Raw genomic sequence first — 25,629 nt, forward strand, 5'->3', positions numbered from 1 at the left:
CCTCGGCCTGAACGCTACCACGACGGGGATCACGCTCATCGTCCCTTCACCGGCGCGACGGCCAGAACCGGCATCTCCAGCGTGCGACCCGCGGACGCGGGGGTAGTGAAGCCGCGGCGGGTGAAGACGCGCAGCAGGCCGATGCATAGGGCGGTGAAGCCCGCGAACAGGAAGACGGCGCCGAGCAGCGGGACCTTCAGGCTCTTGCCCTTGGTCGGGGCCTCGGCGCGGGCGATGACGGTGACATTGTCGGCCCCGGCGGCCACCAGGGCGCTGTCGGCGCGGGCCTCGGTCTCGCGCTGCTGGAACTCACGCACCTTGGCGGTCAGCACCTCGCGATTGCCGGCCAGGGTCGAGTTGGTCGATTCCAGCTGGGTCAGGTGGGCCTGCCGCTGACGCAGGGTGGTCAGCTGCCCCTCCAGCACCGAGAGGCGGGCGGCCAGGGCGTCGCGGTCGGCGGCGGCGTTGATCCGGGTGGTCTCGATCTCGGTGAAGATGGTGCTGGGCCCGGTGCGAACCTCCTTGGCCCCCACCGTCGTGCCGGTCGCCACATAGGCCTGCAGCTGGGCGATGCGCTGGTCGATGTCGCGCACCGGCTGGGCGTCCTCGGTATAGCGGGCCAGCAGGTTCTCGCGCTCGGTGCGCAGGGTCAGGATCTGGTCCTGGGCCGAGATGTTCAGGTCCTGCTGCAGCACCACCTCGGCGGGCTGCTGGGCCAGCTGGGCCTCCAGCGTACGCAGGCGTTGGGTGGCCTGGTTCAGCTGCGCCCGTACCGACAGGGTCTCGGCGAAGGTGGTTTGATAGGTCGCCGCCAACGTCGCCTTGGCCGTGGCGAAATCGCCGATGTCGTTGGACTGCAGGAAGGCTTCATAGGCGCCGTCAGCGTCGGTCAGTTCGGTCTCGAACGCCTCGCGCTGGGCGGTGAAGGCCGGACTGGCGCGGTCGCGGAAGACGGCGCGGCGCTGGATCAGATACTGGTCGACCACGGCGTTCAGGATGCGCGCGGCGCGCTCGGGATCGCCGGCTTCGTAGGAGACCGAGATAATCGCGCTGGCCGGAGTGGTGCCGACGCCCAGACCGGCGTCCAGCGCCTTCAGGGCGGCCATTTCCCTCTCGGAGGCCGTGCCCTTGGCGCCCGGTCCCAGGATGACGTCGGCGCCCAGCGCCCGCACCGTGGCCCGCTTGACCTCGAGGCTGCCCAGAATATGCGCTTCGGCCTGCGCCACCGCCGACGCTTCCAGCGGCTGGGCCGTCCGGTCCGTCACGCCCACGCGCGGCTGGTACACATACTCCTGCCCTGCCCCCGCATAGACGGTCGAGGTGGCGGTGTAGGTCTTCTTCAGGGTCAACACCGCCGCCGTACCGATGGCGAAGATGGCCAGGAAGATCACGATCATCAGCAACAGCTCGCGGAACAGCAGGCCGACGATGTCAGCGAAGCCGTAGCGCGGCCGGACTGTCGTGTAGGCCGTCGTACGCATGCGAACGGGGTGATTCCATCAAACGGGACTGTAGACGCCAGCCTTCGCCCACCCGCGTTAACCATGGGTTACCCATAAGCCCTCACGGTGGCTCCAACGCCGTTTTCGAGAGCGATTCCGTCATGTCCATCGACCGCCGCCTGATGCTTATGGGCCTGCTCGGCGCGAGCGGCGCCCTGGCGGCGTGCGGCGGGGTCTCCGGCGGCAATGACGGGCGGATGCCCCTGCCCGCCTCTTCCGGCGCGGGCGGGCGGGTCGAGCGGGTCAGCCGCACCTCCTTCCCCGAGATCGGCTTCTCCGACTGGTCGGACGACGAGCCGGAATACGTCCTCTATCCGGGCGACGAGATCGAGATCGCCACCCCGACCGCCACCGAACTGACCCGCACCCAGCGGATCGGGCCGGACGGCCGGGTCTCCCTGCCTCTGGTCGGCCAGCTGATGGCCGCCGACCGCACCATCGCCGAACTGGAGGCCGACGCCTCCACGGCCTACGCCAGCCAGCTGCGTCGGCCTATGGTCGAGGTCACGCTGAAGACGGCCGGACCGATCCGCGTCTGGGTCGGCGGCGAGGTGCGCACCCCCGGCATGATCGAGATGACCGGCGATCTGGACGCCTATCAGGCCGTCATCCAGGCGGGCGACTTCCTGCCCGGCGCCAAGCAGGGAGAGGTCGCCCTGATCCGTCGCGGGCGCAGCGGCGTGCGCATGCTGCGCGCGGTGGACCTGCGCCCTCGGCGTGGCGAAGTCGTGGCCCTGCGTCGCGGCGACATCATCTACGTCCCGCGCACCGAACTGGCCGAGGTCGCCAACTGGGTCACCCAGTTCCGCAACGCCCTGCCCATCGGCTTCACCTACGCCCTCGGCGGCCAGTACCAGAACTTCTGACCCGGCCCGGAATCGCAAAACCGGCGCCCCCGTCTGGCGGGACCACCGGTCTCTGCAGGAATGCGGATCGTCGGGACGCTTACTTCTGGTTCGACCAGAGGCTGACGCCCCCGACGACGATGATGAAGGTTCCGAAGGCCGCAACGATGGCGACCAGGAAGGGAATGGCGGAATCGGGCATGGGTGGTTCTCCTTGCCCGGCACCTTCCGCCCCTCCCGCCGCCGCGGCCTTGATCGACATCAAAACCGCGGTCGTCAGGGACGATTTCAGAACTTGCGGCTGACGCCCAGCGAGACGACCCAGGGGTCCAGCGCCACATCGCTGCGCAGCGCGCCGTCATTCACGCTGGCGTCGGTCTCGAACCAGATCTTCTTGACGTCGACGTTCAGGCTCCACGGCCCTTGCAGGCCGATGTCGGCACCCGCCTGCAGGGCGTAGCCGAAGCCGTCATCCAGATCGACCGTGAAGCCGTTCTTGTCCTCGCCGCTGTAGAACAGCATGTAGTTCACACCCGCGCCGACATAGGGGCTGACGCGACCTTCGGTGAGCGGACGGTACTGCAGGGTCACCACCGGCGGCAGGACCCAGGTCTCGTGCACGGCGACGTCGGTCGAGCCGCCCTTGGCGCGGATCTCGTGCTGGGTCGTGCCGAGGATGGCCTCGACCGCGAAGTGATCGGTCAGGAAGTAGGTGAAGCCCAGGGTCGGCATGATGCTGTCGCCCACATCGACGTTCAGGCCGCTGGCGGCGCCGGCGCTGGTCACGATGGCGTCGTCGGCGCCCGAGAACACGTCGGTCACCCGTCCGGTGACGAGCCAGTCGCCCTTTTTCGGCATTTCCCAGGCGGTGGCGGTCTGGGCCATGGCCGGGGCGGCGAAGGCGGCCGCCGCGGCGGCGGCGAGGATCAGGGTCCTGAAGTTCATCTTTCTCATCCCCGACGCCCGGGCCGCCTCATGCGGCCTCATCCGAACGTCGTGAGCGAGGGATGCGCCGGGTCGGGGGCGCCAACATTGATCCAGCGCAAACCCAGGCGGGGTGGGACAATCGGTCCAATCAGACGACCTTCGAATGGCGTTGGGCGATGCCCGCCGCCAGCGGATCGAAGGCCGCGCAGACGGCCCGCACGAAGGGCCTGCCCTGCGCCGTGACGGTCACCCGCCCCTCCTCCACCTCGACCAGCCCGTCAGCCACGAACCCGGCCAGGATGGCGCCGGCGCCCGCCACCTCATTCATGTCGCGTCCATGTCGGGCGACCAGGGCGGGCACATCGACGGTGAAGTCACACATCAGCCGCTCGATGATGTCGCCGACCAGCGCCGCCGAGGGCGTCAGGGCGACGCCGCGCGCGACCGGCAGCTGTCCCGCCTCGACCGCCGCGCGCCATTCGCGCTCGACGGTCAGGTTCTGCGCGAAGCCCTGCGGCGCCCTGCTGATGGCCGAGGCCCCCAGCCCGATCAGCACCGGCGCGGCGTCCGACGTATAGCCCTGGAAGTTGCGACGCAGGCGCCCGGCCCGCAACGCCGCCGCCAGCCCGTCCGTCGGCAGGGCGAAATGATCCAGCCCGATGGCCTTCCAGCCCTTGCCGGTCAGATAGCGCGCCGCCGCCCGGCTCTGTGCGAAACGGGTCTCGGCATTGGGCAGATCGGCTTCCCTGATCAGCTTCTGGTGCGGCTTCATCCACGGCACGTGGGCGTAGCCGAACAGGGCCAGTCGGTCGGGCCGCAGCGCCGTCACCTGCCCCAGGGTGGTCACCACATGTTCGATGGTCTGCAGCGGCAGGCCGTACATCAGGTCGAGGTTGATCGAGGTCACCCCCTGCTCGCGCAGGGCCTCGACGGCGCGCTGGATCGTCTCGAACCGTTCGGGACGGTTCACCGCCGCCTGCACCACCGGCGACAGGTCCTGCACGCCCAGGCTGGCGCGGCTGAGCCCGATCCGGCCCGCCGCCTCGATCCACTCCTGCGTCAGGACTTCCGGGTCCAGTTCGGCGGCCACTTCGAAACAGTCGCCGAGGTCGAACCGTTGCGCCAGACCCGCGAAAAGCCGCTCCACCTCGCTGGGCGGCAACATATTGGGCGTCCCTCCGCCCAGATGGATCGAGCCGACCCGCACCTGACCCGCCGAGGCGACGACCAGATCGGCCTCGCGCAGCAGAAGGTCGACGTAGCTGGAGATCACGCTCTCGCGGTTCACCGCCCGGGTGTTGCAGCCGCAGTACCAGCACAGCCGCTTGCAGAACGGGATGTGGATGTAGAGCGAGACCGCCTGCCCGGACGGAGCGGCCTTCAGCCACTCCGCCCACTGGGCCCCGCCGACGGACGGCGTGAACTGCGCCGCCGTCGGATAGGAGGTGTAGCGCGGCGCGTGAACGTCATATCGCTCGATCAGCTCGCGCGGGGTCAGACCTGTCGGACTAGAGGGGAACATCGCCCTCTTTCTCGGCATCGACGGACAGACCGACGTCACCTTCATCGAACAGGTGGAACTCGTGCCACAGGCCGTTCAGGACGCCGAAGCCGACGGCCAGGCCCAGACCGAGGATCCAGGAGAAATACCACATCGTTTGAGGCTCCCGTGGCTTAGTAGAGGTTGGGGTTGGTCTTGAGCGCCGCCGTCGAGCTGCGGCCCCACAGCACCCGGTAGACCCAGGCAGTGTAGATCAGGACCAGCGGCAGGAAGATCGCCGTAACGATCAGCATGATGAACAGGGTCAGGTGGCTGGACGAGGCGTTCCAGACGGTCAGGCTGGACTGCGGATTGATCGAGCTGGGCAGGATGAAGGGGAACATCGACAGGCCGACCGTCGAGATGATGCCCACCCCCGACAGCGAGGAGCCGCCGAAGGCCAGGGGCGCGGACCGACGCCACATTCCGATCAGCCCCGCCAGGGCGCCGACGAAGCCCAGCACCGGGGCGATGATCATCCACGGATAGCGGCTGTAGTTGTCCAGCCAGGCGCCCGGCGCGGCCTCGACCGTCGTACGCAGCGGGTTGGAGAAGCCGTTGGGGTCCAGCGCCCCGGTGATGCGGAAGCCGATGTCGCCGAAGGCCACGAACAGCCCGCCGACCGCGAACAGGACCAGCGCCAGCACCCCGGCGATGGTGCCGTACAGGCGGGCGCGGTCCAGCACCGGGCCCTTCTCGGCCTTCACCGACAGCCAGGCGGCGCCGTGCAGCACCAGCATGGCCACCGACAGCAGGCCGGCGATCAGGCTGAACGGGGTGAACAGGCCCAGCAGATGGCCCTCGTAGAAGGAGCGCAGATCGGCATCAAGGCGGAAGGGCGCGCCCAGCAGGACGTTGCCGACGGCCACGCCGAAGACCAGCGCCGGAACGAAGCCGCTGACGAACAGGCCCCAGTCCCAGAACGTCCGCCACGTCTTGGAGGGGCGCTTGGAGCGATACTTGAACGACACCGGCCGCAGGATGAGGGCCGACAACACCAGGAACATGGCCAGGTAGAAGCCGGAGAAGCTGACGGCGTAGACGAAGGGCCAGGCGGCGAAGATCGCGCCGCCGCCGAGGATGAACCACACCTGGTTGCCTTCCCAGGTGGCGCCGACGGTGTTGATCACCATGCGGCGCTCTTCATCGGTCTTTGCGACGAAGGGCAGAAGGGCGCCGACGCCGAGGTCGAAACCGTCGGTCAGGGCGAAGGCGATCAGCAGCACGCCGAGCAGGCCCCACCAGATCAGGCGCAGGGTGGCGAAGTCGAGAGGAAGTTCCATGATGGGCTGTCCTGAATGTCGGGGTCAGGCCACGGTCGGCGCGGGGGCGCGCTCACCGGGTTGTTCGGAATCGGCCTCGCCGAACATCTCCTGTTCGTGGAACGGTCCCTTCTTGATGGCGTGGAGGATCAGTTTCACCTCGACGACGGCCAGGGCGCCGTACAGCAGGGTGAAGCCGACGATGGTCGCCCACAGTTGCGGCACGGTCAGGCTGGAGGCGCCGAGGAAGGTCGGCAGCACGCCTTCCACCGCCCACGGCTGGCGACCGAACTCGGCCAGGATCCAGCCGAACTCGATGGCGATCCACGGCAGCGGCAGGGCCAGCACCGCCAGACGCAGGAACCACTTCGTATGGTGCTTCCGCATGGTGCACAGGACGAAGGCCGTGCCGAACAGGGCGACCATGAACATGCCGATCCCGGCCATGATGCGGAAGCTCCAGAACAGGACCGGCACATTCGGCACCGTCTCCCAGGCGGTCTGGTGGATCAGCTCGGGCGAAGCCTGACGCGGGTCCGCCACGTGGCGTTTCAGCAGCAGGCCGTAGCCCAGGTCGCGGCGGTGCAGTTCGAACTCGCCGCGCGCCACCGGATCGGCCGGATTGGCCTTCACCCGCTCCAGCGCGTCATAGGCTTTGACGCCGGACTCGATGCGGGTCTCCGCGGTGGCGACCAGTTCGAAGATGCCCTCCACCGGCTTGTCGATGGTGCGGGTGGCGATCAGGCCCATGACCCACGGCACGTGGACGCCGTAGTGGGTCTCGCGGTCCTTCATGCTGGGGATGCCGACCAGGGTCAGGCCGGCGGGCGCGGGCTCGGTGCGCCACATGGCCTCCAGCGCGGCCAGCTTCATTTTCTGGTTGTCGGTCAGGGCGTAGCCGGACTGGTCGCCCAGCACGACGACAGAGAGAGACGCGGCCAGGCCGAAGGCGGCGGCCACGGTCATCGACCGCTTGGCGAAGCCGACATGCTTGTTGCGCAGCAGGTAGAAGGCCGAGACGCCCAGCACGAAGACGGCGGCGCAGACATAGCCGGCGCTGACCGTGTGCACGAATTTGGCCTGGGCCACCGGGTTGAACAGCACGGCCATGAAGTCGGTGACTTCCATGCGCATGGTGTCCGGATTGAACTCGGCGCCGACCGGGTTCTGCATCCAGCCGTTGGCGATCAGGATCCACAGGGCCGACAGATTGGTGCCCAGCGCCACCATGAAGGTGACGAACAGGTGTGCCGACGGCTTCAGCTTGTCCCAGCCGAAGAACATCAGCCCGACGAAGGTCGCCTCGAGGAAGAAGGCCATCAGGCCCTCGATCGCCAGAGGGGCGCCGAAGATGTCGCCGACGTAGTGGCTGTAGTAGGCCCAGTTCATGCCGAACTGGAACTCCATGGTGATGCCGGTGGCGACGCCCAGGACGAAGTTGATGCCGAACAGGGCGCCCCAGAACTTGGTGATGGTCCGCCAGATCGGCCGACGGGTCATCACATAGATCGACTCCATGATGACCAGCATGAACGACAGGCCCAGCGTCAGGGGCACGAAGAGGAAGTGATAAAGGGCTGTCAGTGCGAACTGCAGTCTGGACAGGTCGACGACCGCTAGGTCGATCATGGCGATGCTCCGAGACGTCGACCTGGAATGACCGACGGTTTCAGCGCGCCTTAGGTTTCACCGCGGGCGCGCACCTTGATCTCGATCAAAGCGCCCGGACGGGCTCCAACTTAAGTGGACCCATTGTCCTTGGACATTTCGCCCAAGCGGCGCTTTGTCCCGTGGCTTCAGGCCGCGACAGGGCGTTGGAGTCGCCCCATGACCGCCGCCCCGATCACCTCCGAAACGCCCGCCGCCTGGCTGAAGGCGGCGGGGCGGCCCCGGCGTCGCCTCGCCATGGCGGCGGGGGTTCTGACCATCGCCGACGTGGTCCCGGCCATTGGCTTCGCCGCCGGTCTGGCCATGGCCGTCTCCAGCTTCGACCCCGCGCCCGCCGCGGCCCTGCCGTGGCTGGGTCTGGCCGCCGCCAGCCTGGTCGTGCGCGGCCTGATCTCCCACGGCAGCGTCGTGATCGGCGCCCGGGCGGCGCGGGCGGTCAAGGCTGACGTGCGCGCCCCAGTCCTGACCGACCTGCTGGGCCGGGGCCGCCGCTCGGATCGCGGCCTCACCGCCGCCGTCGAGGGCGTCAGCGCGCTGGACGGCTACTTCGCCCGCTTCATGCCCCTGCGCCTCGCCGCCGGGGCCTCGCCCCTGCTGATCATCGCGGCGGCGGCGGTGGCCAGCCCGGTCGCGGCGGGCATCCTGCTGTTCACCCTCCTGCCCTTCATCCTTGGCATGGCGCTGGCCGGCACGGCGGCGGCGCGCGAGAGCCGCAAGCATTTCGAAGCGCTGGAGCGGCTGTCGGGCCTGTTCATCGACCGCATCCGCGCCTTGCCCGCCCTGCTCGCCTTCGGCGCCGAGGCGCGCACCACCGCCGAGATCGCCCGCGCCTCCGATGAACTGGAGACCCGCACCGCCCGGGTCATGCGCACAGCCTTCCTGTCCTCTGCTGTGCTGGAGTTCTTCTCGGCGCTGGCGGTGGCCCTGATCGCCATCTACTGCGGCTTCAACCTGCTGCGGCTACTGCCCTTCCCGGTTCCGGAGACGCTGGACCTGCCGCGCGCCTTTTTCGTGCTGGCGCTCGCGCCCGAGGTCTATGTGCCCCTGCGCAGGCTGGCCGCCGCCTATCACGACGAACAGGCCGCCGAGGCCGCCGCGCCCTCCCTGGCCGTCAGCCCGCCCGCCCCCACGGTCCGCGTCCGCCTCGCCGACGGTCCGCCAACCATCCGCTTCCGCGATGTCGCCATCGCCTATGATGGACGCCCGCCGGTGCTTCAGAGCTTCAACCTAGACGTCCGCCCGGGCCAGATGGTGGCGCTGGTGGGGGCCAGCGGGGCCGGAAAGTCGAGCCTGCTGCACCTCCTGCTCGGCCTCGCGCCGCTCAGCGCGGGCGAGATCGAGGTCGGCGGCCTGCGCCTCGGCCCCGGCGACAACATCGCCGCCGACATCGCCTGGACCAGCCAGAGTCCGGTCGTTCTGCCCGGCACGCTCGCCCAGAACATCGCGCTGGCTGACCCCAGCGCCTGCGCGGGCCGCCTGCGCATGGCGGCCGATCAGGCCGGTCTGACCAGCGCGCTGGATCGCCCCATCGACGAGCGTGGCGGCGGCCTCTCCGGCGGCGAGCGGCGCCGGCTGGGCCTCGCCCGCGCCATGCTGAAGCGCGCCCCCATCCTACTGCTGGACGAACCGACCGCCCACCTCGACGCCGCCTCGGAAGAGGCCATGCTCAGCGTCATCCGCGAGGCCGCGCGCGGCCGGACGACCCTGATCGCCACCCACTCCGCCACCGTGGCGGCCCTCGCCGACCGGGTGGTGCGCCTGTGACCCGCGGAACCGCCCTCACCGACATGATCACCGCCCAGCGCCGGTCTCAGGCCGCGCGCCTGCGACTCGCCGCCGTCGGTGGTGTCGTGGTCTCGGTCGCCGCCGTCTGCCTGCTGGGCCTGTCCGGCTGGTTCATCACCGGCGCGGCCCTCGCCGGGGTCGCGGGGGCCGCCGCCGTCCAGAGCTTCAACTATATGATGCCCAGCGCGATCATCCGCCTGCTGGCCATCCTGCGCACCGGCGCCCGCTACATCGAGAGGGTGGCCGGGCATGAGGCCGCCCTGAAGGCGCTGGCCAAGCTCCGTCCGCAGTTGTTCGGCCTGATCGCCAGAGGTTCGCCCTCCAGCGCCCTGGCCCTGTCCTCCGGCGAGGTCTCGGCCCGGCTGGTGCAGGACGTCGACGCCGTCCAGACCGTCTTCGTCCGGCGCTCCATGCCGTGGAGCCTCGGCGCGGGCGTGGCCTCGGCCCTCCTGCTGACCGGGCTGGCCTCCCCGCTCGCCGCCCTTGTGCTGGCCGTCGCCATGGCCGTGACCGGGCTCGGGGCGGTGGTCCTCGCCCGTCGCCTCGCCGATCCGGCGGGCGCGGCGGTGCAGGTGGCCGTCGGCGCCTTCAAGGACCGGCTGTCGACGCTCGAGGCCGCCGCGCCGGAGCTCAAGGCCTACGCCCTGACCGACTGGGCGCGGGACGAGGCCATGACTGCCGCCGACGCCTGCGATGAGGCCCAGGTCGCCCTCGCCCGCGCCGGAGGCTGGCTGGCCGCTTGGCAGGCCGTCGCCACGGCGGGCGTGGTCGTCGGCGTCGGCGTCGTGACCGCCGGAGCCCCCGCTCCGATGGTCGCCCTGGCCCTGCTGGCCGCCGTCATGGGCATGGAGTCCGCCGCGGGCCTGTTCGCGGCCCTGCATCAGAACGGCGCCGCCGCCGAGGCCCTGAACCGGCTCGAAGCCCTGTCCTCCGACGAAGCCTCCACCGCCAGCCGGACGCCCACCTCGGCCGTCCTGGACTGGCCCATCCTCGGCGCGCCCCTGTCGCCGTCGTCGCGCCTGTGCCTGATCGGCGCCTCGGGCGCGGGCAAGACGACGCTGGTCGAGCGGCTGATCGGCCTGCGCGACGCCCGCCCCGGCGAGATGCGGATCGGGGACATCGACGCCGGCGACATCGCTCCAGCCGACCGCCGTCCCCTGTTCGCCTATGCGGCCCAGGACGTGCGCCTGCTGGACGGCTCGATCCGCCAGAACCTGTTGCTGGCCGGTCCCGCCGATGATGACGCCCTGTGGGCCGCGCTGGAGGACGCCGCGCTGGCCGACCGCGTCCGCGCTGAACCACTGGGGCTGGATGCGCCGGTCGGACCGAACGGCGAGCGCCTGTCGGGCGGCGAGCGGCGGCGGCTGGGTCTGGCCCGCGCCTATCTGCGCGCCGCGCCCTGGCTGGTGCTGGACGAGCCAACCGAGGGGCTGGACCCCGACACCGAGGCGAAGGTGCTGCGCGCCCTCGACGCCCGGCTGACCGCGCATGGTCAGGGCCTGATCCTGATCAGCCACCAGTCCCGGCACCGGGCCCTGTGCGACCAGGTGATGAAGGTGGACGGGATGGAGGCCGACGGCGGCGTGCGCCTGTCGATCCCGGCCAGCGGCGCCCGCTCAGACCTCGCCGTCGGCGACCGCGCGCAACTGTTCCGGCGCCTCGATCTTGAGTTCGTTCAGCGACAGCATCCGGATCAGGCCTGAGGTCTTCAGCTTGGTCAGCTCGCGGCTGACCGTCTCGATGGTCAGACCCAGATAGTCGGCGATCTCCATCCGCGTCATCGGCAGCCGCACATGATTCTTCTGCGAGGGACGCAGCGGATCCAGCGTCGGCAGGTCCAAGAGGAAGCTGGCGATCCGCTCGCGCGCCGTCTTGCGGCCCAGCAGCAGGATCTGGTTCTGGGCGGCGGCCAGTTCGTGGGTCGCGCGGTTCAGAAGGGCGGCTTCCAGCGCCGGCTTCTCCCGCGCCAGGGCGCGGTAGTCGCGCTTGCGGAAGCGGCACAGGGTCGTGTCTTCGATGGCCTCGACCGAGAAGGCGTAGTCCTCGCCCGTGGCCAGGCCGACGAAGTCCCCGGCGAACAGGAAGCCCGTGATCTGGCGGCGGCCGTCCGGCAGCAGCTTGTAGCTCCGGACGGAGCCCGAGGTGATGTTGAACAGATGCTGGGCGGGTTCGCCCTCTCCGACAAGGGACTCGCCGCCCTTCAGCGCGACCCGTTCGGCGATCTCGTCCAGACTGGCCAGATCGGCCCGGTCCAGACCGCCGCAAACGCTGAACGCGCGGGCGCCACAGGTCGAGCAATGGGACTCCTGTCGCCGCCGGGCGCAGTCGTTGGGCAGGGAGCGGAGTTCAAGCATTCGGCCTCGCGATGCGGCGAGGATAGGCGATGCGGCGCCGAGGGCAAATGCCGGTCGTCAGGGCGCAACGCCGCATGACCGACCGGCCCTTCCCGCGAGGCGTCAGGCGGCCAGCTTCACCACGCCGGCGTCGATGTAGCGACGGGCGGCCTTCTGGGCTTCGCTGATCTCCTCGCGCTCCATCTCCTGGCTCATCTCGCGGCGATAGACGCGTGCTTCGATGCTGCCCTTCATGGCGGCGAGGTTGAAGATCATGTGGGCCGAGACGCGGTCCATGGGGCAGCCGTTCTGGCCCGTGGAATACATCATGCCCAGACGGAACAGGTCGTCCCCGTTCATGTCCGCGGTCGGCAACGGCAGAGCGCCGTCCTCCACCATCATTTCGGGCGCCGTTTCTTGCGCGATCATCACCGTGTCTCCGGTTCAAGGGCCGTTCTGGCCCCGTCCTGTGACCCGAGTGAAATACCCGCGGTTTGAACACAGAGTTAACAGCGAGGGCATCCCAAGGCCTTTTCAGCGAAATCGGAGCCACTTTCTGCGCCGCGTAAAGACCTCTGAAATCTCTCGATAATCCCTGATTCAGAGGCCCTAACGACTCGTCACCGGAACCCTTACACAGGGTTACCGCGCGCGCTGGCCGAACAGCACCTTGCGGGCCGCCTCGGCGTCCTTGCCGGACGCCGCCAGGTTTTTGCGCAGCTCATCACCCAGCGCCCTGCCCCGCTGAACCGCCGGGCGTTCGCCCACGCGGGCCAGCCAGGCCTTCAGGTTCGGGAACTCGTCGATGTTCTGCCCCTGATGCTCCGGCAGGATCCACGGCCAGGCCGCCATGTCGGCGATGGAATAGGCGCCGGCGAGGTATTCCCGGTCCGCCAGACGGCGGTCCAGCACGCCGTACAGCCGGTGCGTCTCGTCCGTATAGCGCCGCACCCCATAGGCGATCTGGCGCTGGTCGCGGATCAGGGTCGGAGCGTACTGGCGGAAGTGGTGCGTCTGCCCGGCCATCGGCCCCAGCCCGCCCACCTGCCAGAACAGCCACTGATCCACCTCGGCCTTGCCGCGCAGGTCGTGCGGATAGAACTGGCCCGATTTGGCCCCGAGATACTGCAGGATCGCCCCGGATTCGAAGATCGACAGCGGCATGCCGTCCGGCCCGTCCGGATCGACGATGGCGGGCATGCGCCCATTGGGGCTGATCTTCTGGAAGGCCGGTGCGAACTGCTCGCCCACGCCGATGTTCACCGGCTTCAGCTCATAGGGCAGTCCCATCTCCTCCAGCGCGATGGACACCTTCCATCCATTGGGCGTGGGCCAGTACCAGAGTTCGATCGGACGGGCGGTCATGTCAGCTCCTGTGTCGGTTACGGTCGAGGTGGGCGCCCGGCCTCGCGCGCGCAACGGGCAAGCTGACAACCCTATTCAGCGACAGTTCATCGGCCGGGGCCGAACGTCCACCCATGTTCAACGGACCAGCCCCCGCTCAGGTCCGGCATGGAGAATGAGGATGAACCGTTTCACCAAGGCCGCCGTCATCGGCGTCGCGCTGGCGACCACGGCCGCCCCGCTGGCCGCCCAGGCGCAAAGCCGCGGCGACCGTCAGGAACGCCGGGAAGAGCGTCGGGACGACCGCCGCGACTATCGTCAGGACCGTCGCGACGATCGGCAGGACTTCCGCCGCGAGCGCCGCGATGACCGCCGCGACTGGCGTCAGGGCGAATACGACAACCGTCGGGACTATCGTCAGGATCGCCGGGACGACCGCCGCGACTATCGCGCCGAGCGCCGCGACGACCGTCGGGACTATCGCCAGGACCGTCGCTGGGATCGCAACAATCGCGACTGGTGGCGCGGCCGTGACGACTTCCGCGACTATCGCGGCGCCCGCAACGGCTACTGGTATGCGCCCAGCTACGGCTACTACCGGGTCGAGCCCCGCTACTACGGCTATCGCTGGCAGCGTGGCGGCTACCTGCCGTCGTCCTACCGCGGCTACTATGTGCGCGATCCGTACGTCTACGGCCTGCGCCCGGCCCCGCGTGGCTATCGCTACGTCCACGCCGGCAGCGACATCGTGCTGATCGCCGTCGCCAGCGGCCTGATCGCCAGCGTTCTGCACGACGTCTTCTAGATCCCCGAAGCGCATCGCCTGAACGACGCCCCGTGGCTCCGGCCGCGGGGCGTCTTTCATGACCGAAGCTTAACGTGACGACGCTGTTCGTTCAGTCACCGTTCAGCAACAAAACGCGACCGTGGGAACAAGCCGCCTGACAGGGGCGTGCGGAGAAACAAACGAGAATGAAACGCTCACTTATGGTCGCCGTGGCCATCACGGCCCTGACGGCGCCGCTGGTCGCGCCGGTTGTCGCCGCGGCCCAGGACCAGAGCCGCCGGGACGAGAACGGCGAACGGCCCAGCCGTCCGCAACGGCCTGATCGCGGCGAACGGCCCGAACGCCCTCAACAGGCTGAACGCCCGCAACAGCCGCGTCCGGAGCGTCCTGATCGTCCGGACCGCCCCCAGCAGCCGCGCCCGGATCGTCCGAACGGCGGCTGGAACGGCGACCGCCCGGATCGGCCCGGTCAGCCGGGACGTCCTGACCGTCCGCAGCAACCTCGTCCTGATCGTCCCGACCGGCCTGATCGTCCGGACCGGCCCCAGCAGCCGCGCCCGGATCGTCCGAATGGCGGTTGGAACGGAGACCGCCCGGATCGGCCTGGCCAACCCGGACGTCCGGATCGCCCAGGACGTCCTGACGGCCCCAACCGCCCGGATCGCCCGGATCGCCCCGACCGTCCGAACGGCGGCTGGGACCGTGATCGGGACCGCGACCGCCCCAACGGCGGGGGGTGGAACCGGGGTCGCGACCGCGACCGGGATCGTGACGAGTTCCGTCGTCGCTTCGACGGCGACCAGTGGCGGCGCGACTGGAACCGGCGCAATGGCCGTGACTGGTGGCGCAATGACCGCCGCTGGCGCGACTATCGCGGCGTCCGCATCGGCTTCTATTTCGCGCCCGGTTACGGCTACTACAGCGTGCCGCGCTCGTACTGGAACCAGCGCTGGTACGTCGGCGACTATCTCCCGTCGATCTTCTGGCGCTACCGGCTGGACGACTGGCGCACCTACGGCCTGGGCTATCCGCCCGTCGGCACGCGGTGGGTCCTGGTCGACAACCAGATCTATCTGATCGACGAGTTCGACGGCTACATCATCGACGTCATCTACGACGCCTGGGCCTGGTGACAACCTGAGCCTTGCGACGCCGGCGGCTTTCGAGCCGCCGGCGTTTGCGTGAGTGGCTAGTGGCTAGTGGCTAGTGGAAAAGTGACTTAAGGTTGCGCTCCTCATCAACCAGGGTCGCTAGCAGTGACGGAGCCGGTCTCCCACTATCGCAAACTAAAAGTCTGGGTCCGCGCGCTTGATTGGACGGAGCAGATTTACCGAGCGACCGCTCACTGGCCCCGCGACGAGCGCTTCGGCCTGATTAGCCAGATCAGGCGATCATCCGTATCGGTCGCATCGAACATCGCGGAAGGCGCAGCGCGAAGGACCACGGGCGAGTTCATCCGGTTTGTCGGCATAGCGCAGGGCTCGCTCGCGGAAGCCGAAACCCAGCTGCTTCTCGCCAGTCGCCTCGGCTACCTCCCGAACGCGCAGGCCGGAGCCCTTCTGGGCGCTTCAGACGAGATCAGCCGGATGCTGGCGGCGCTCGCTGTGTCGCTGAGACAGCGCAAGACCTCCAGCCACTAGCCACTAGTCACTAGTCACTCGCCTTCCTCCCCACAAACTGTCACGCCCCAACGGTTGCAGCGAGCCTCGCACCGCGTCAGAACCGGTGACATGAGCGACACGGCGATCAGCGACACCACCACAGGCGAGGAAGTCCCCTCCTCCCGCGCTCCGCAACTGCATCTGTCAGAAGAGCTGATGGCCTCGCCGACGCGGTTCTTCAACCGCGAGACCTCGTGGCTGGCTTTCAACGGGCGTGTGTTGGAAGAGGCTGCCAATCCCGCCCACCCGCTGTTGGAGCGCCTGCGCTTCCTGTCGATCTCGGCCAACAACCTGGATGAGTTCTTCATGACCCGCGTGGCGGGCCTGAAGGGTCAGGTGCGCGAACGGGTCCGCGTCGTCTCGCCGGACGGCCTGACGCCTGCCGAGGCGCTCGAGGAGGTCAATGTCGCCGCCGGCGGCCTGATGGCCGAGCAGCAGCGCCGCTGGCGCAAGCTGCGTCGCGAACTGGCCGTGGCGGGCATCGAGGTCGTCGACGCCGCCCGCATCACCAAGACCGAGCGCGACCGGCTCGAGCCCGAGTTCCTCAACCAGCTCTTCGCCGTGCTGACGCCGATGGCGATCGACCCGGCGCACCCCTTCCCCTTCCTGCCCAACCTCGGCTTCTCGCTGGCGCTCAAGCTGCGCCGCCAGTCGGACCGCCGGATGCTCTACGCCCTGGTGCCGGTGCCGACGCAGGTGAAGCGCTTCTGGCCGCTGGCCACCGACGGCCGCTCCACCCCGGGCCGCAAGCGGTTCGTGACGCTGGAGAGCCTCCTGATGCTCTTCATCGACCACCTGTTCCCGGGCTGTGACGTGCTGGAGCGCGGCGTCTTCCGCCTGATCCGCGACAGCGACATCGAGATCGAGGAAGAGGCCGAGGATCTGGTCATGGAGTTCGAGGAAGCGCTGAAGCAGCGCCGCCTCGGCTCGGTGGTGCGCATCAAGATCGAAGCGTCCATGCCGGACGACCTGCGCACCTTCATCACCGACGAACTGGCCGCCGCGCCTCAGGACACGGTTCTGGTCGACGGCATGCTGGGCCTTGCCCAGGTGTCCGAGCTGATCCCCGGCGGCCACCCTGACCTGAAGTTCAAGGGCTATGAGCCCCGCTACCCCGAGCGGGTCCGCGACAACGGCGGCGACATCTTCGCGGCCGTCCGCGAGAAGGACATGCTGATCCACCACCCGTTCGAGAGCTTCGACGTGGTGGTCCAGTTCCTGCGTCAGGCCGCGCGCGACCCCAATGTGCTGGCGATCAAGCAGACCCTGTACCGCACCTCCAAGGACAGCCCCATCGTCGCCGCCCTCATCGAGGCGGCCGAGAACGGCAAGAACGTCACCGCCCTGGTCGAGCTGAAGGCCCGCTTCGACGAGGAAGCCAACCTGAAATGGGCCCGCGCCATGGAGCGGGCGGGCGTCCACGTCGTCTTCGGCTTCGTCGAGTACAAGACCCACGCCAAGGTCAGCGTCGTCGTGCGCCGCGAGGGCGACGGGCTGAAGACCTACTGCCACTTCGGCACCGGCAACTACCACCCGGTCACGGCCAAGGTTTACACCGACCTCAGCCTGTTCAGCAGTGATCCCGTCCTGGCCCGCGACGCCTCGCGGGTGTTCAACTACATCACCGGCTACGCACAGCCGGACGAGCTGGAGGCGCTGGTCGTCTCGCCGCTCAACATGAAAAAAACCCTGATCGACCTCATCTCCAAGGAGATGTCGGCGGCGGCCCAGGGCAAGCCCGCGGCCATCTGGGCCAAGATGAACGCCCTGGTCGATCCCGAGATCATCGACGCCCTGTACCGCGCCAGCCAGTGGGGCGTACGCATCGAGCTGGTCATCCGGGGCATCTGCTGCCTGCGCCCCGGCGTCGAGGGCCTTAGCGAGAACATCCGGGTCAAATCCATCGTCGGCCGCTTCCTCGAGCACAGCCGGATCGTGGCCTTCGCCAATGGTCGCGACCTGCCCAATGACAAGGCCAAGGTCTATATCTCTTCCGCCGACTGGATGCCGCGCAATCTGGATCGCCGCGTCGAGCTGATGACCCCGGTGCGCAACGCCACCGTCCACGATCAGGTGCTGGACCAGATCATGGTCGCCAATCTCAAGGACGACGCCCAGAGCTGGGTTCTGTCCCCGGACGGCGGCTATACACGCGTCACCCCCGCCGACCCCGAACGGCCTTTCTCGGCGCACAAATACTTCATGACCAACCCCAGCCTGTCGGGCCGCGGACGCAAGGTGAAGACCCTGCCCGGCCACCTCAGCTACGTCCGCCCCGAGCGGAAGAAGCGTTGATGCCCGAAGCCATGCTGTCCGCCATCGGCGTCCCCCGGGACGTCGCGGCCATTGATATCGGCTCAAACTCGGTGCGCCTGGTGCTGTACCGGCTGGAAGGCCGCGCCATCTGGACCGTGTTCAACGAAAAGGTCCTCGCCGGTCTGGGCCGCGATCTGGCCGCCACCGGCAAGCTGTCGGTCGAGGGCTCGGCCCAGGCCCTGATCGCGCTGAAGCGTTTCGCCGCCGTCATCGACGGGGTGAAGCCCGCCCACACCTTCGTCGCCGCCACCGCCGCCGTGCGCGAAGCCGCCGACGGCCAGGCCTTCTGCGACACGGTCGCCGCCGAGACCGGGCTGAAGATCCGCATCCTCTCCGGCGAGGAAGAGGCCCGCTACGCCGCGCTGGGCGTGCTGGCGGGCATTCCGGACGCCCGGGGCGTGGTCGGCGACCTCGGCGGCTCCAGCCTTGAGCTGATCCGGCTGGCCGACGGTCAGGTGGAGCGCGGGATCACCCTGCCGCTCGGTCCCTTCGCCGTGGTCGATCCCAAGGGTTTCGATCCCGACCGCCACCGCGCCGCCATCGCCAAGCGCCTGAAGCCCGCCGCCGACTTCACCGCCGACACCCTCTACGCGGTGGGCGGCGCCTGGCGGACCCTGGCGCAGGTGCACATGGACGTCAGCGGCTACCCCCTGCACGTCGTCCACCAGTATCGCCTCAGCGCCGCCGAGGCCCGCGACACCGCCCGCCTGATCGCCCGCCAGTCCAAGGCCTCGCTGGAGAAATGGCCCGGCCTCTCGAAGAAACGCGCCGAGACCCTGCCCCACGCCGCTCTCGTCCTCGAAGGCCTGATCGACCGGCTCGGGCTGAAGTCCATCGTCCTGTCGGCCTGGGGCGTGCGCGAGGGCCTGCTGTACGAGGCGCTGGACGCCGACACCGTCGTCGACGATCCCCTGCTGGCTGGCTCCTCGGCTCTGGGCGCGCGTCAGGGCATCTCGCCCACCCTGCCCGCCGCCCTGCGCGCCTGGATCGAGCCCGTGCTGGCCGCGCTGCCGACCTCGTTCGAGCGCGAGCGGGACGCCGTTCTGGCCGACGCCGCCTGTCGCCTGGCCGACCTCGGCGCCCGATTGCATCCGGATCACCGCGTCGAACTGGCCTTCGATCAGGTGCTGCGCGCGCCGGTTCCGGGCCAGACCCACGCCGAGCGCGCCTGGCTGGCCTGCGCCGTCAACGCCCGCTACGGCGGCCCCACCGCCACGCCCGAGCCCGCCACCGTCTCGCGCCTGCTGACCGAGGAACAGCGTCAGGGCGCCCGCGCGGTCGGCCTGGCCATCCGTCTGGCCTGCGACCTGTCCGGCCGTTCGCCCCAGCTGCTGGTCAACGCCCGCGCAACAGTGAAGGACGGCCTGCTCCAGCTCTCCGCCGCCGACGGCTACGCCGACGTCCTGTTGGGCGAGCAGACCCGCCGCCGCGGCAAGGCGCTGTCAGAGGCGATGGGATTGAAGCTTCAGATCGACGGGCGGGACTGAATCCCCGTCAGTCGCCCATCCACCAGCGCAGGCGCACCGCCTGCGCGGCGTTGTCCCCGACCTTCAGCGAACCGGTCAGCACCACGCCCTCGTCGCCGAGGTTGCGACGCGCCGTGGCCAGCGCGCCCTGATCCAGACGCCCGCTGAACATCACCACGCCCAGCTCCGGCGAGCGGCCCTCGAAGCGAATTTCCGCGTCATTGACGCTGTAGGAGGTTGGCAGCACCCGCACGGTGACGCTGTGCGCCTCGCCGAGCTCGGTCTGGACCATCGGGCTGCTCGTATCGTCGAACTGCAGCATGACGGGCGCGAAAGTCCCGGAGCGCTGCCCGGCCTTCCAGCTTTCAAACTCGGCCGCCTGACCGACGAAGACATGGTCGAACGACCACTTGCCCACCCGCGCCGGATCCATCGGCATATAATAGCCGGACAGGTCGCCCGAGGCGGTGTGGGTGAAGGCCGGCGGCGGCGGCGCGGCGGTGCGCGAGCCCCCGCCGTTGTCGCACGAGGCCAGGGTCAGGGCGGTCAGACCCGCGAGGGCCAGAAGGGAAAGCTTGCGCATCAGTTCAGACTGCTACCGGTTCAGCGCGCGGTCCAGCGCCCGGAACGAGGCGATCGACAGCGCGGTCGCGCTGGTGAACACCGAAGGCGTGATCCGCTCGAAATCGTCTGACGGACGGTGATAGTCGGGGTGGAAATTCACCCCCAGATACAGGAACGGAACCTGGGCGTGGTAGAAGGGCGCGTGGTCCGAGGCCTCGACCCAGTTGTCCTCGCCGGTGTCCTGAGGCGTGTCCTTTCCGAAGGCCAATGCCACCGCGCCATCGGCCGGAATGCCTTCCAGGATCGGGCGGAAGGTCGGGTTCTGATAGGTGCCGGTGACCCACAGCTTGCCGTCGGTCTCGGCGCGGGCGGTCATGTCGAAATTCAGGTTCATGGCGATCGAGGCCAACGGCACTGGCGGCGCCTCGACGAAATGCTTGGCGCCCAGCAGGCCGTGCTCTTCGCCGTCCAGCGCCACGAAGATCACGCTGTGCTCCGGCGCCTGACGCTTCAGGTCCGCCGCCAGCGCCAGCATGGTCGCCACGCCAGAGGCGTTGTCGTCCGCGCCGTTGAAGACCAGACCGTCATGAGTGCCGACGTGGTCGTAGTGGGCGGTGACCACGATGTATTTGTCCGTCACCCGGGTCCCCGGGATCACGCCGATGATATTGATGCCGTTGTAGACCTTGGGCCCCGTCCGGGTGCGGCCCGTGGCCTCCCACGGCTGCAGGCGACCCACGGCCGGAGCGGCGACGCCCAACGCTTCCAGGCGGCCGACGATGTAGTTGCGCGCCATCTCGCCGCCCGCCGAGCCGGTGTCGCGACCGCCCATCTCGTCCGAGGCCAGGATGCGCACGTCTTCCAGCAGTTGCGCCTGGAAGGCCGGGACCGCCGGGGCGGGCGGCGCCACCGGGGCGCTGGTGGTGGCGCAGGCGGCGAGCAGCAGGCTCGCGGCGACGGAGGTCAAAGCCAGACGGCGGATCGGAAGCATGGAATCTCCTCTTTCGCCGCGACGCTAGCAGGCCTTTGCGGTCACGTCAGATTACAGGGTCTTCATGTAGGCTTGAACCGTTCCCGACCCCGGATAACAGTCCGCTTGAGAGCGGCCCGTCCAAGAGCCGCCGGGAGGACAAGATGATCACACGCACCCTGACGGCGCTGGCCGTCGGCTCCGCTCTGGCCCTGGCCGCCGTCCCCGCCGCCGCGCAGGAGGCTGCGGCCGCCGCCCCGCGTCAGGGCGGCTCCATGCTCGACAAGGCGGTCAACACCGTCCACGTCAGCAGCTGGAACGTCTACGGCGCCAACCAGACGCACGAGATCGTCACCTCCACCGTCCAGGGCGGCCACGCCCTGCGGGTCAACATCACCGCCGCCGGGGGCAACACCTGGGACGTGGGCGCCGGCTCGGTCTCGACCAAGCCGGTCAAGGCGGGCGACGTCCTGCTGCTGGCCGTCTGGATGCGCGTCGAACGCGCGCCGGAGGGCCGCGAGACCGGTCAGGCCATCATCCGCCTGCAGGGCAATGCCGATCCCTATCCGGAAGTGGTCAGCACGCCTGTCGCCCCGACCGGCGAATGGAAGCTCTATTTCGCCAACGCCGTCGCCGACCGTGACTGGGCTCCGGGCGCGCTCGGCGCCACGGTCCAGTTGGCGGGCGCCAGTCAGACCATCGACCTGGGTCCGGTCTTCATCTTCGACATGGGCGCGGACTACGACCGCTCCACCCTGCCGACGAACTGACAGCAGCGGGGGAACCGCCCGTTGCGGGCGGCGCTCGACTTGGGCAGACGGTAGCCATGGCCGAGCGAATCCCGACGACCGACATTCCCGTAGATCAGCTGGACCTCGCCGCCGCCGAGGTCGAGCTGGCGCGCCTGACCGCCGAACTGACCCGCCATGACGCCCTCTACCACGCCGAGGACGCGCCGGAGATCAGCGACGCCGACTACGACGCCCTCAAGCGTCGCGCGCTGGACATCGAGGACCGCTTCCCCGACCTGACCACGGCCTCCTCCCCGTCGCAGATCGTCGGCGGCCCGGTCTCCAGCCAGTTCGCCGAGGTCCGCCACGGCGTGCCCATGCTGTCGCTGGACAACGCCTTCGCGCCCGAGGACGTGACCGATTTCGAAGCCCGCATCCGCCGGTTCCTCAGCCTGCCCGCGGACGAGCACATCGCCTTCGTCGCCGAACCCAAGATCGACGGCCTCAGCGCCAGCCTGCGCTATGAACACGGCAAGCTGGTCCGCGGCGCCACGCGCGGCGACGGCAAGACCGGTGAGGACGTCACCGCCAACCTGCTGACCATCGCCGACATCCCCCAGACCCTCAGCGGCTTCGGCTGGCCCGACGTTATCGAGGTGCGCGGCGAGGTCTACGCCCCCAACGACGAGTTCGACGCCTTCAACACCGCCGCCGAAGAGGCCGGCCAGCGCACCTACGCCAATCCGCGCAATTTCGCCGCCGGCTCCCTGCGCCAGAAGGACCCGACGATCACGGCCAAACGGCCCCTGCGCTTCTTCGCCTACGCCTGGGGTGAGAAGTCCGCCGACTTCGCCGACACCCAGGCCCACGCGCTCGACGCGCTCAAGTCCTGGGGCTTCAAGGTCAATCCGCGCTCGGCCCGGGTCGAGGATGCGGCGGGCCTGATCGCCCTCTACGACGGCCTCCAGACCGACCGCGCCAACCTCGGCTATGACATCGACGGCGTCGTCTACAAGGTCGACCGTCTGGACTGGCAGGCGCGCCTCGGCTTCATCGCCCGCACGCCCCGCTGGGCCATCGCCCACAAATTCCCGGCACAGCAGGCCCAGACCGTCCTTGAAGGCATCGACATCCAGGTCGGCCGCACCGGCTCCCTGACCCCGGTCGCCCGCCTGCACCCGGTCACCGTCGGCGGCGTCGTGGTCCGCAACGCCACCCTGCACAATGAGGATGAGATCGCCCGCAAGGACGTGCGCATCGGCGACACCGTCGTCCTCCAGCGCGCGGGCGACGTCATCCCCCAGATCGTCAGCGTGGTGCTGGACAAGCGTCCCGCTGACGCCGCCCCCTACGTCTTCCCGACCCATTGCCCGGTCTGCGGCTCAGAAGCCGAACGGCCTGAGGGCGAGGTCCGTCGCCGCTGCACCGGCGGCCTGATCTGCGACGCCCAACTGGTCGAACGGCTGAAGCATTTCGTCGGCCGCCGCGCCTTCGACATTGAGGGCCTCGGCGAGAAGCAGCTTATCGCCTTCCACGAACGCGGCTGGCTGCATCAGCCCGCCGACATCTTCCGCCTCGCCCGCGACGAGGAGAGGCTGGCCGCCCTGCGCAACGAGGACGGCTATGGCGAGACCAGCGTCCGCAATCTGGTCGAGGGCATCGACGCCCGCCGCGTCATCGCGCTGGACCGGCTGATCTTCGCGCTCGGCATTCGCGACATCGGCGAACAGACCTCCATTCTGCTCGCCCGCCACTTCGGCTCATGGACCGCCTTCCACGCCGCCTGCCTTAAGGCGTCACGGGGCATCCCCTCCGCCGACTGGACTCAACTGGCTGAAGGGCACGGCGTCTCCGAACGCACCCTGTCCGTCCTCGCCGCCGCCACGCCGCCCGCCGCCGATCCCTGGCCCGAGGCGCCGCTGGACCAGAAGCTGTCCCTCGCCTTCCCCGGCGTCGCCTCACCCGCCCGCCGCGCCCTCGCCCTGTTGGCCCCCGACTGGCCCGCCATCGTCCGTCTGGCGCAGATCGCGCGCGACGAAGGGCCTTCGATGACCCTGGGCGAGATCGCCGGCATCTCCGGCGTCGGCCCGGTCGCCGCCCGCGCCCTGGCCCAGTTTTTCCACGAGCCGCACAACCGCGCCGTGGTCGATGCGCTCATCGAACAGCTCGACACGGTCGAGGACGCCGAACGGCCCCAGACCGACACCGCCGTCGCGGGCAAGACCGTGGTCTTCACCGGCGCCCTGGAACGCTTCACCCGCGACGAGGCCAAGGCCCGCGCCGAAAGCCTCGGAGCCAAGGTCTCCGGCTCGGTTTCGAAGAAGACCGACTACCTCGTCGCCGGTCCCGGCGCGGGGTCCAAGATGGCCGATGCGCAGAAGCACGGCGTTGTGATTTTGACTGAAGACGAATGGCTGGCCTTGATCGGCAGCTGATCCTTCTGGAGTTCTCCATGCGTACCGCCCTCCTCGCCGCCGTCTTCACGGCCACCGCCGCCTTCGCCGCCCCCGCCTTCGCGGGCGATCCGACCGGCCTGTGGCAGACCCCCACCAACGGCGGTCAGGTCCGCATCACCCGCTGCGGCCAAGCCCTGTGCGGCACGCTGGTGACCTCCGACCATATCCGCAGCAATCCGGCGGCGCAGGACGAGCACAACTCGGACCGCAATCTGCGCACCCGCACCCTGCGCAACCTGCCCATGCTGCGCGGCTTCACCGGCGGCCCGACCGAATGGACCGGCGGCAGCGTCTACAACCCCGCCGACGGCCGCACCTATCGCGGCACCATAACCATGCAGGGCGACAACACCCTTCGCCTGCGCGGCTGCGTCGTCGCCCCCCTGTGCCGCACCCAGACCTGGACCCGCATCCAGTAGAACGAGAAGACCGGGCCGGATCACTCCGACCCGGCCCCGATCTGTCCTAGCGGTTCAGCGACGAGCGCGCCGCCTCGGCGTAGCGATGCCCCTGCGCGGCGCCCTTGGGGAAGACCGCCTCGATCCGCGACAGGTCCTCGGGCGTCAGCGCAATCTCCGCCGCCGCGATATTGTCCTCCAGCGTCGGAATGCGGCGGGTGCCGGGGATCGGGACCAGATGCTCGCCCTGCGCCAGCACCCAGGCCAAGGCCAGTTGGGCGGCGGTCACGCCCTTGTCCGCCGCGATGCCCTTCACGGCTTCCACGAGGTCGAGATTCTTCTGGAAATTCTCGCCCATGAAGCGCGGGTTGGAGCGACGGAAATCGCCCGGTTCCAGATCGTCGATGGACTTGATGTCCCCGGACAGGAAGCCCCGGCCCAGCGGACTGTAGGGCACGAAACCGATGCCCAGCGCCTCGCAGGTGGCGAACAGTTCGTCCTCCGGCTCGCGGCTCCACAGCGAGTATTCGGTCTGCAGGGCGGTGATCGGATGTTCAGCGTGGCCGCGGCGCAGGGTCTCCGGCGAAGCTTCCGACAGGCCGAGGAAGCGCACCTTGCCTTCCTTCACCAGTTCGCCCATCGCCCCCACCGTCTCCTCGATCGGCGTGTTCGGATCGACCCGGTGCAGATAGTACAGATCGACGTGGTCCATCCCCAGCCGCTGCATGCTGCCCTCGATGGCGCGGCGCACATTGGCCGGGCTGCCGTCCACCGCCAGCGCCGTCCGGTCCGCGTTCCAGCCGATGCCAAACTTGGTGGCGACGAAGGCCTTGTCGCGCCGGTCCTTCAGCGCCGTCCCGACCTGCACCTCATTGGTGTGGGGGCCGTACATCTCGGCGGTGTCGAAGAAGGTCAGGCCCAGGTCGAGCGCGCGGTGGATCACCGCCGTCGCCTGCGCCTCATCCGAAGGCGTCCCATAGAAGGACGCCATTCCCATACAGCCCAGGCCGATGGCCGAAACCTCAGGGCCCGAGCGGCCCAGCGTGCGCGTCTTCATCGGCATGTCTCCAGTCT

23 protein-coding genes are annotated in these 25,629 nt (G+C 69.1%); 11 read left to right on the top strand and 12 right to left on the bottom strand.

The window, feature by feature from the left end:
* Positions 1-35 precede the first annotated feature (35 nt).
* Complete coding sequence (locus ACTIEF_RS06910; protein WP_439471378.1) at positions 36-1,481, bottom strand: GumC family protein; 1,446 nt, start codon at positions 1,479-1,481, stop codon at positions 36-38.
* Positions 1,482-1,603: 122 nt separating this feature from the next.
* Here ACTIEF_RS06910 and ACTIEF_RS06915 point away from each other — a divergent pair, with 122 nt between their 5' ends.
* The gene (locus tag ACTIEF_RS06915; RefSeq protein WP_439471379.1) at positions 1,604-2,368 is read left to right on the top strand and encodes a polysaccharide biosynthesis/export family protein; all 765 of its coding nucleotides are present in this window, start codon (positions 1,604-1,606) and stop codon (positions 2,366-2,368) included.
* Between the two features lie 267 nt (positions 2,369-2,635).
* Here the strand turns inward: ACTIEF_RS06915 and ACTIEF_RS06920 are convergent, their stop codons facing one another.
* From ACTIEF_RS06920 to ACTIEF_RS06940, 5 genes are all read right to left on the bottom strand, one after another.
* Positions 2,636-3,301, bottom strand: a complete 666-nt coding sequence (locus ACTIEF_RS06920) for an OmpW/AlkL family protein (RefSeq protein ID WP_439471380.1) — start codon at positions 3,299-3,301, stop codon at positions 2,636-2,638.
* A 121-nt stretch (positions 3,302-3,422) separates the two neighbouring features.
* Positions 3,423-4,796: an oxygen-independent coproporphyrinogen III oxidase gene (gene hemN / locus ACTIEF_RS06925; protein WP_439471381.1), complete on the bottom strand. Its 1,374-nt coding sequence runs from the start codon at positions 4,794-4,796 to the stop codon at positions 3,423-3,425.
* On the bottom strand, positions 4,783-4,929 hold the full coding sequence (cydX, locus tag ACTIEF_RS06930) for a cytochrome bd-I oxidase subunit CydX (RefSeq protein ID WP_439471382.1): 147 nt from the start codon (positions 4,927-4,929) through the stop codon (positions 4,783-4,785). Before cydX ends, hemN begins: the two co-directional genes overlap by 14 nt.
* Positions 4,930-4,948: 19 nt before the next feature.
* Entirely contained in the window at positions 4,949-6,097 is a 1,149-nt protein-coding gene (gene cydB, locus ACTIEF_RS06935) for a cytochrome d ubiquinol oxidase subunit II (RefSeq protein WP_439471383.1), read from the bottom strand.
* A gap of 24 nt (positions 6,098-6,121) precedes the next feature.
* On the bottom strand, positions 6,122-7,702 hold the full coding sequence (locus tag ACTIEF_RS06940; protein WP_439471509.1) for a cytochrome ubiquinol oxidase subunit I: 1,581 nt from the start codon (positions 7,700-7,702) through the stop codon (positions 6,122-6,124).
* Positions 7,703-7,903: 201 nt separating this feature from the next.
* On the opposite strand from ACTIEF_RS06940, the gene cydD reads away from it, so the two are divergent.
* Entirely contained in the window at positions 7,904-9,508 is a 1,605-nt protein-coding gene (gene cydD, locus ACTIEF_RS06945) for a thiol reductant ABC exporter subunit CydD (RefSeq protein WP_439471384.1), read from the top strand.
* The gene (locus ACTIEF_RS06950) at positions 9,505-11,232 is read left to right on the top strand and encodes an ATP-binding cassette domain-containing protein (protein WP_439471385.1); all 1,728 of its coding nucleotides are present in this window, start codon (positions 9,505-9,507) and stop codon (positions 11,230-11,232) included. The genes cydD and ACTIEF_RS06950 overlap by 4 nt, the downstream gene beginning before the upstream one ends.
* Here ACTIEF_RS06950 and ACTIEF_RS06955 read toward each other — a convergent pair.
* From ACTIEF_RS06955 to ACTIEF_RS06965, 3 genes are all read right to left on the bottom strand, one after another.
* Positions 11,146-11,883, bottom strand: a complete 738-nt coding sequence (locus tag ACTIEF_RS06955; RefSeq protein WP_439471386.1) for a cyclic nucleotide-binding domain-containing protein — start codon at positions 11,881-11,883, stop codon at positions 11,146-11,148. The two genes, ACTIEF_RS06950 and ACTIEF_RS06955, sit on opposite strands and share 87 nt — an antisense overlap.
* 102 nt (positions 11,884-11,985) lie before the next feature.
* The gene (locus tag ACTIEF_RS06960; RefSeq protein ID WP_439471387.1) at positions 11,986-12,291 is read right to left on the bottom strand and encodes a sel1 repeat family protein; all 306 of its coding nucleotides are present in this window, start codon (positions 12,289-12,291) and stop codon (positions 11,986-11,988) included.
* A gap of 213 nt (positions 12,292-12,504) precedes the next feature.
* Positions 12,505-13,227, bottom strand: coding sequence for a glutathione S-transferase family protein (locus ACTIEF_RS06965; protein WP_439471388.1), 723 nt, complete (start codon positions 13,225-13,227; stop codon positions 12,505-12,507).
* A gap of 160 nt (positions 13,228-13,387) precedes the next feature.
* On the opposite strand from ACTIEF_RS06965, the gene ACTIEF_RS06970 reads away from it, so the two are divergent.
* From ACTIEF_RS06970 to ACTIEF_RS06990, 5 genes are all read left to right on the top strand, one after another.
* Complete coding sequence (locus ACTIEF_RS06970; RefSeq protein WP_439471389.1) at positions 13,388-14,011, top strand: RcnB family protein; 624 nt, start codon at positions 13,388-13,390, stop codon at positions 14,009-14,011.
* Positions 14,012-14,178: 167 nt separating this feature from the next.
* Positions 14,179-15,126 (top strand): RcnB family protein, encoded by a 948-nt coding sequence (locus tag ACTIEF_RS06975; RefSeq protein WP_439471390.1) that lies wholly within the window; start codon positions 14,179-14,181, stop codon positions 15,124-15,126.
* A 123-nt stretch (positions 15,127-15,249) separates the two neighbouring features.
* Positions 15,250-15,633: a four helix bundle protein gene (locus ACTIEF_RS06980; protein WP_439471391.1), complete on the top strand. Its 384-nt coding sequence runs from the start codon at positions 15,250-15,252 to the stop codon at positions 15,631-15,633.
* A 90-nt stretch (positions 15,634-15,723) separates the two neighbouring features.
* Positions 15,724-17,949 carry an RNA degradosome polyphosphate kinase gene (locus ACTIEF_RS06985; RefSeq protein WP_439471392.1) on the top strand — a complete coding sequence of 742 codons (2,226 nt, stop codon included), beginning with the start codon at positions 15,724-15,726 and terminating at the stop codon, positions 17,947-17,949.
* On the top strand, positions 17,949-19,457 hold the full coding sequence (locus ACTIEF_RS06990; protein WP_439471393.1) for a Ppx/GppA phosphatase family protein: 1,509 nt from the start codon (positions 17,949-17,951) through the stop codon (positions 19,455-19,457). The genes ACTIEF_RS06985 and ACTIEF_RS06990 overlap by 1 nt, the downstream gene beginning before the upstream one ends.
* 7 nt (positions 19,458-19,464) lie before the next feature.
* Here the strand turns inward: ACTIEF_RS06990 and ACTIEF_RS06995 are convergent, their stop codons facing one another.
* Positions 19,465-20,019, bottom strand: a complete 555-nt coding sequence (locus tag ACTIEF_RS06995; RefSeq protein WP_439471394.1) for a hypothetical protein — start codon at positions 20,017-20,019, stop codon at positions 19,465-19,467.
* A gap of 12 nt (positions 20,020-20,031) precedes the next feature.
* Positions 20,032-20,991, bottom strand: coding sequence for a M28 family peptidase (locus tag ACTIEF_RS07000; RefSeq protein WP_439471395.1), 960 nt, complete (start codon positions 20,989-20,991; stop codon positions 20,032-20,034).
* Between the two features lie 143 nt (positions 20,992-21,134).
* Between ACTIEF_RS07000 and ACTIEF_RS07005 the strand changes: the two genes are divergently transcribed.
* The 3 genes from ACTIEF_RS07005 to ACTIEF_RS07015 are packed head-to-tail and all read left to right on the top strand — an operon-like array spanning position 21,135 to position 24,576.
* Positions 21,135-21,740: a hypothetical protein gene (locus ACTIEF_RS07005; protein WP_439471396.1), complete on the top strand. Its 606-nt coding sequence runs from the start codon at positions 21,135-21,137 to the stop codon at positions 21,738-21,740.
* Between the two features lie 56 nt (positions 21,741-21,796).
* Positions 21,797-24,136, top strand: coding sequence for an NAD-dependent DNA ligase LigA (gene ligA, locus ACTIEF_RS07010; RefSeq protein WP_439471397.1), 2,340 nt, complete (start codon positions 21,797-21,799; stop codon positions 24,134-24,136).
* A 17-nt stretch (positions 24,137-24,153) separates the two neighbouring features.
* Positions 24,154-24,576 (top strand): DUF2147 domain-containing protein, encoded by a 423-nt coding sequence (locus ACTIEF_RS07015; protein WP_439471398.1) that lies wholly within the window; start codon positions 24,154-24,156, stop codon positions 24,574-24,576.
* A 46-nt stretch (positions 24,577-24,622) separates the two neighbouring features.
* On the opposite strand, the gene ACTIEF_RS07020 is transcribed toward ACTIEF_RS07015, so the two are convergent.
* The gene (locus ACTIEF_RS07020) at positions 24,623-25,612 is read right to left on the bottom strand and encodes an aldo/keto reductase (protein WP_439471399.1); all 990 of its coding nucleotides are present in this window, start codon (positions 25,610-25,612) and stop codon (positions 24,623-24,625) included.
* Positions 25,613-25,629 lie beyond the last annotated feature (17 nt).

The organism is Brevundimonas sp., assembly GCF_051858995.1.
Classification (GTDB): Bacteria; Pseudomonadota; Alphaproteobacteria; order Caulobacterales; family Caulobacteraceae; genus Brevundimonas.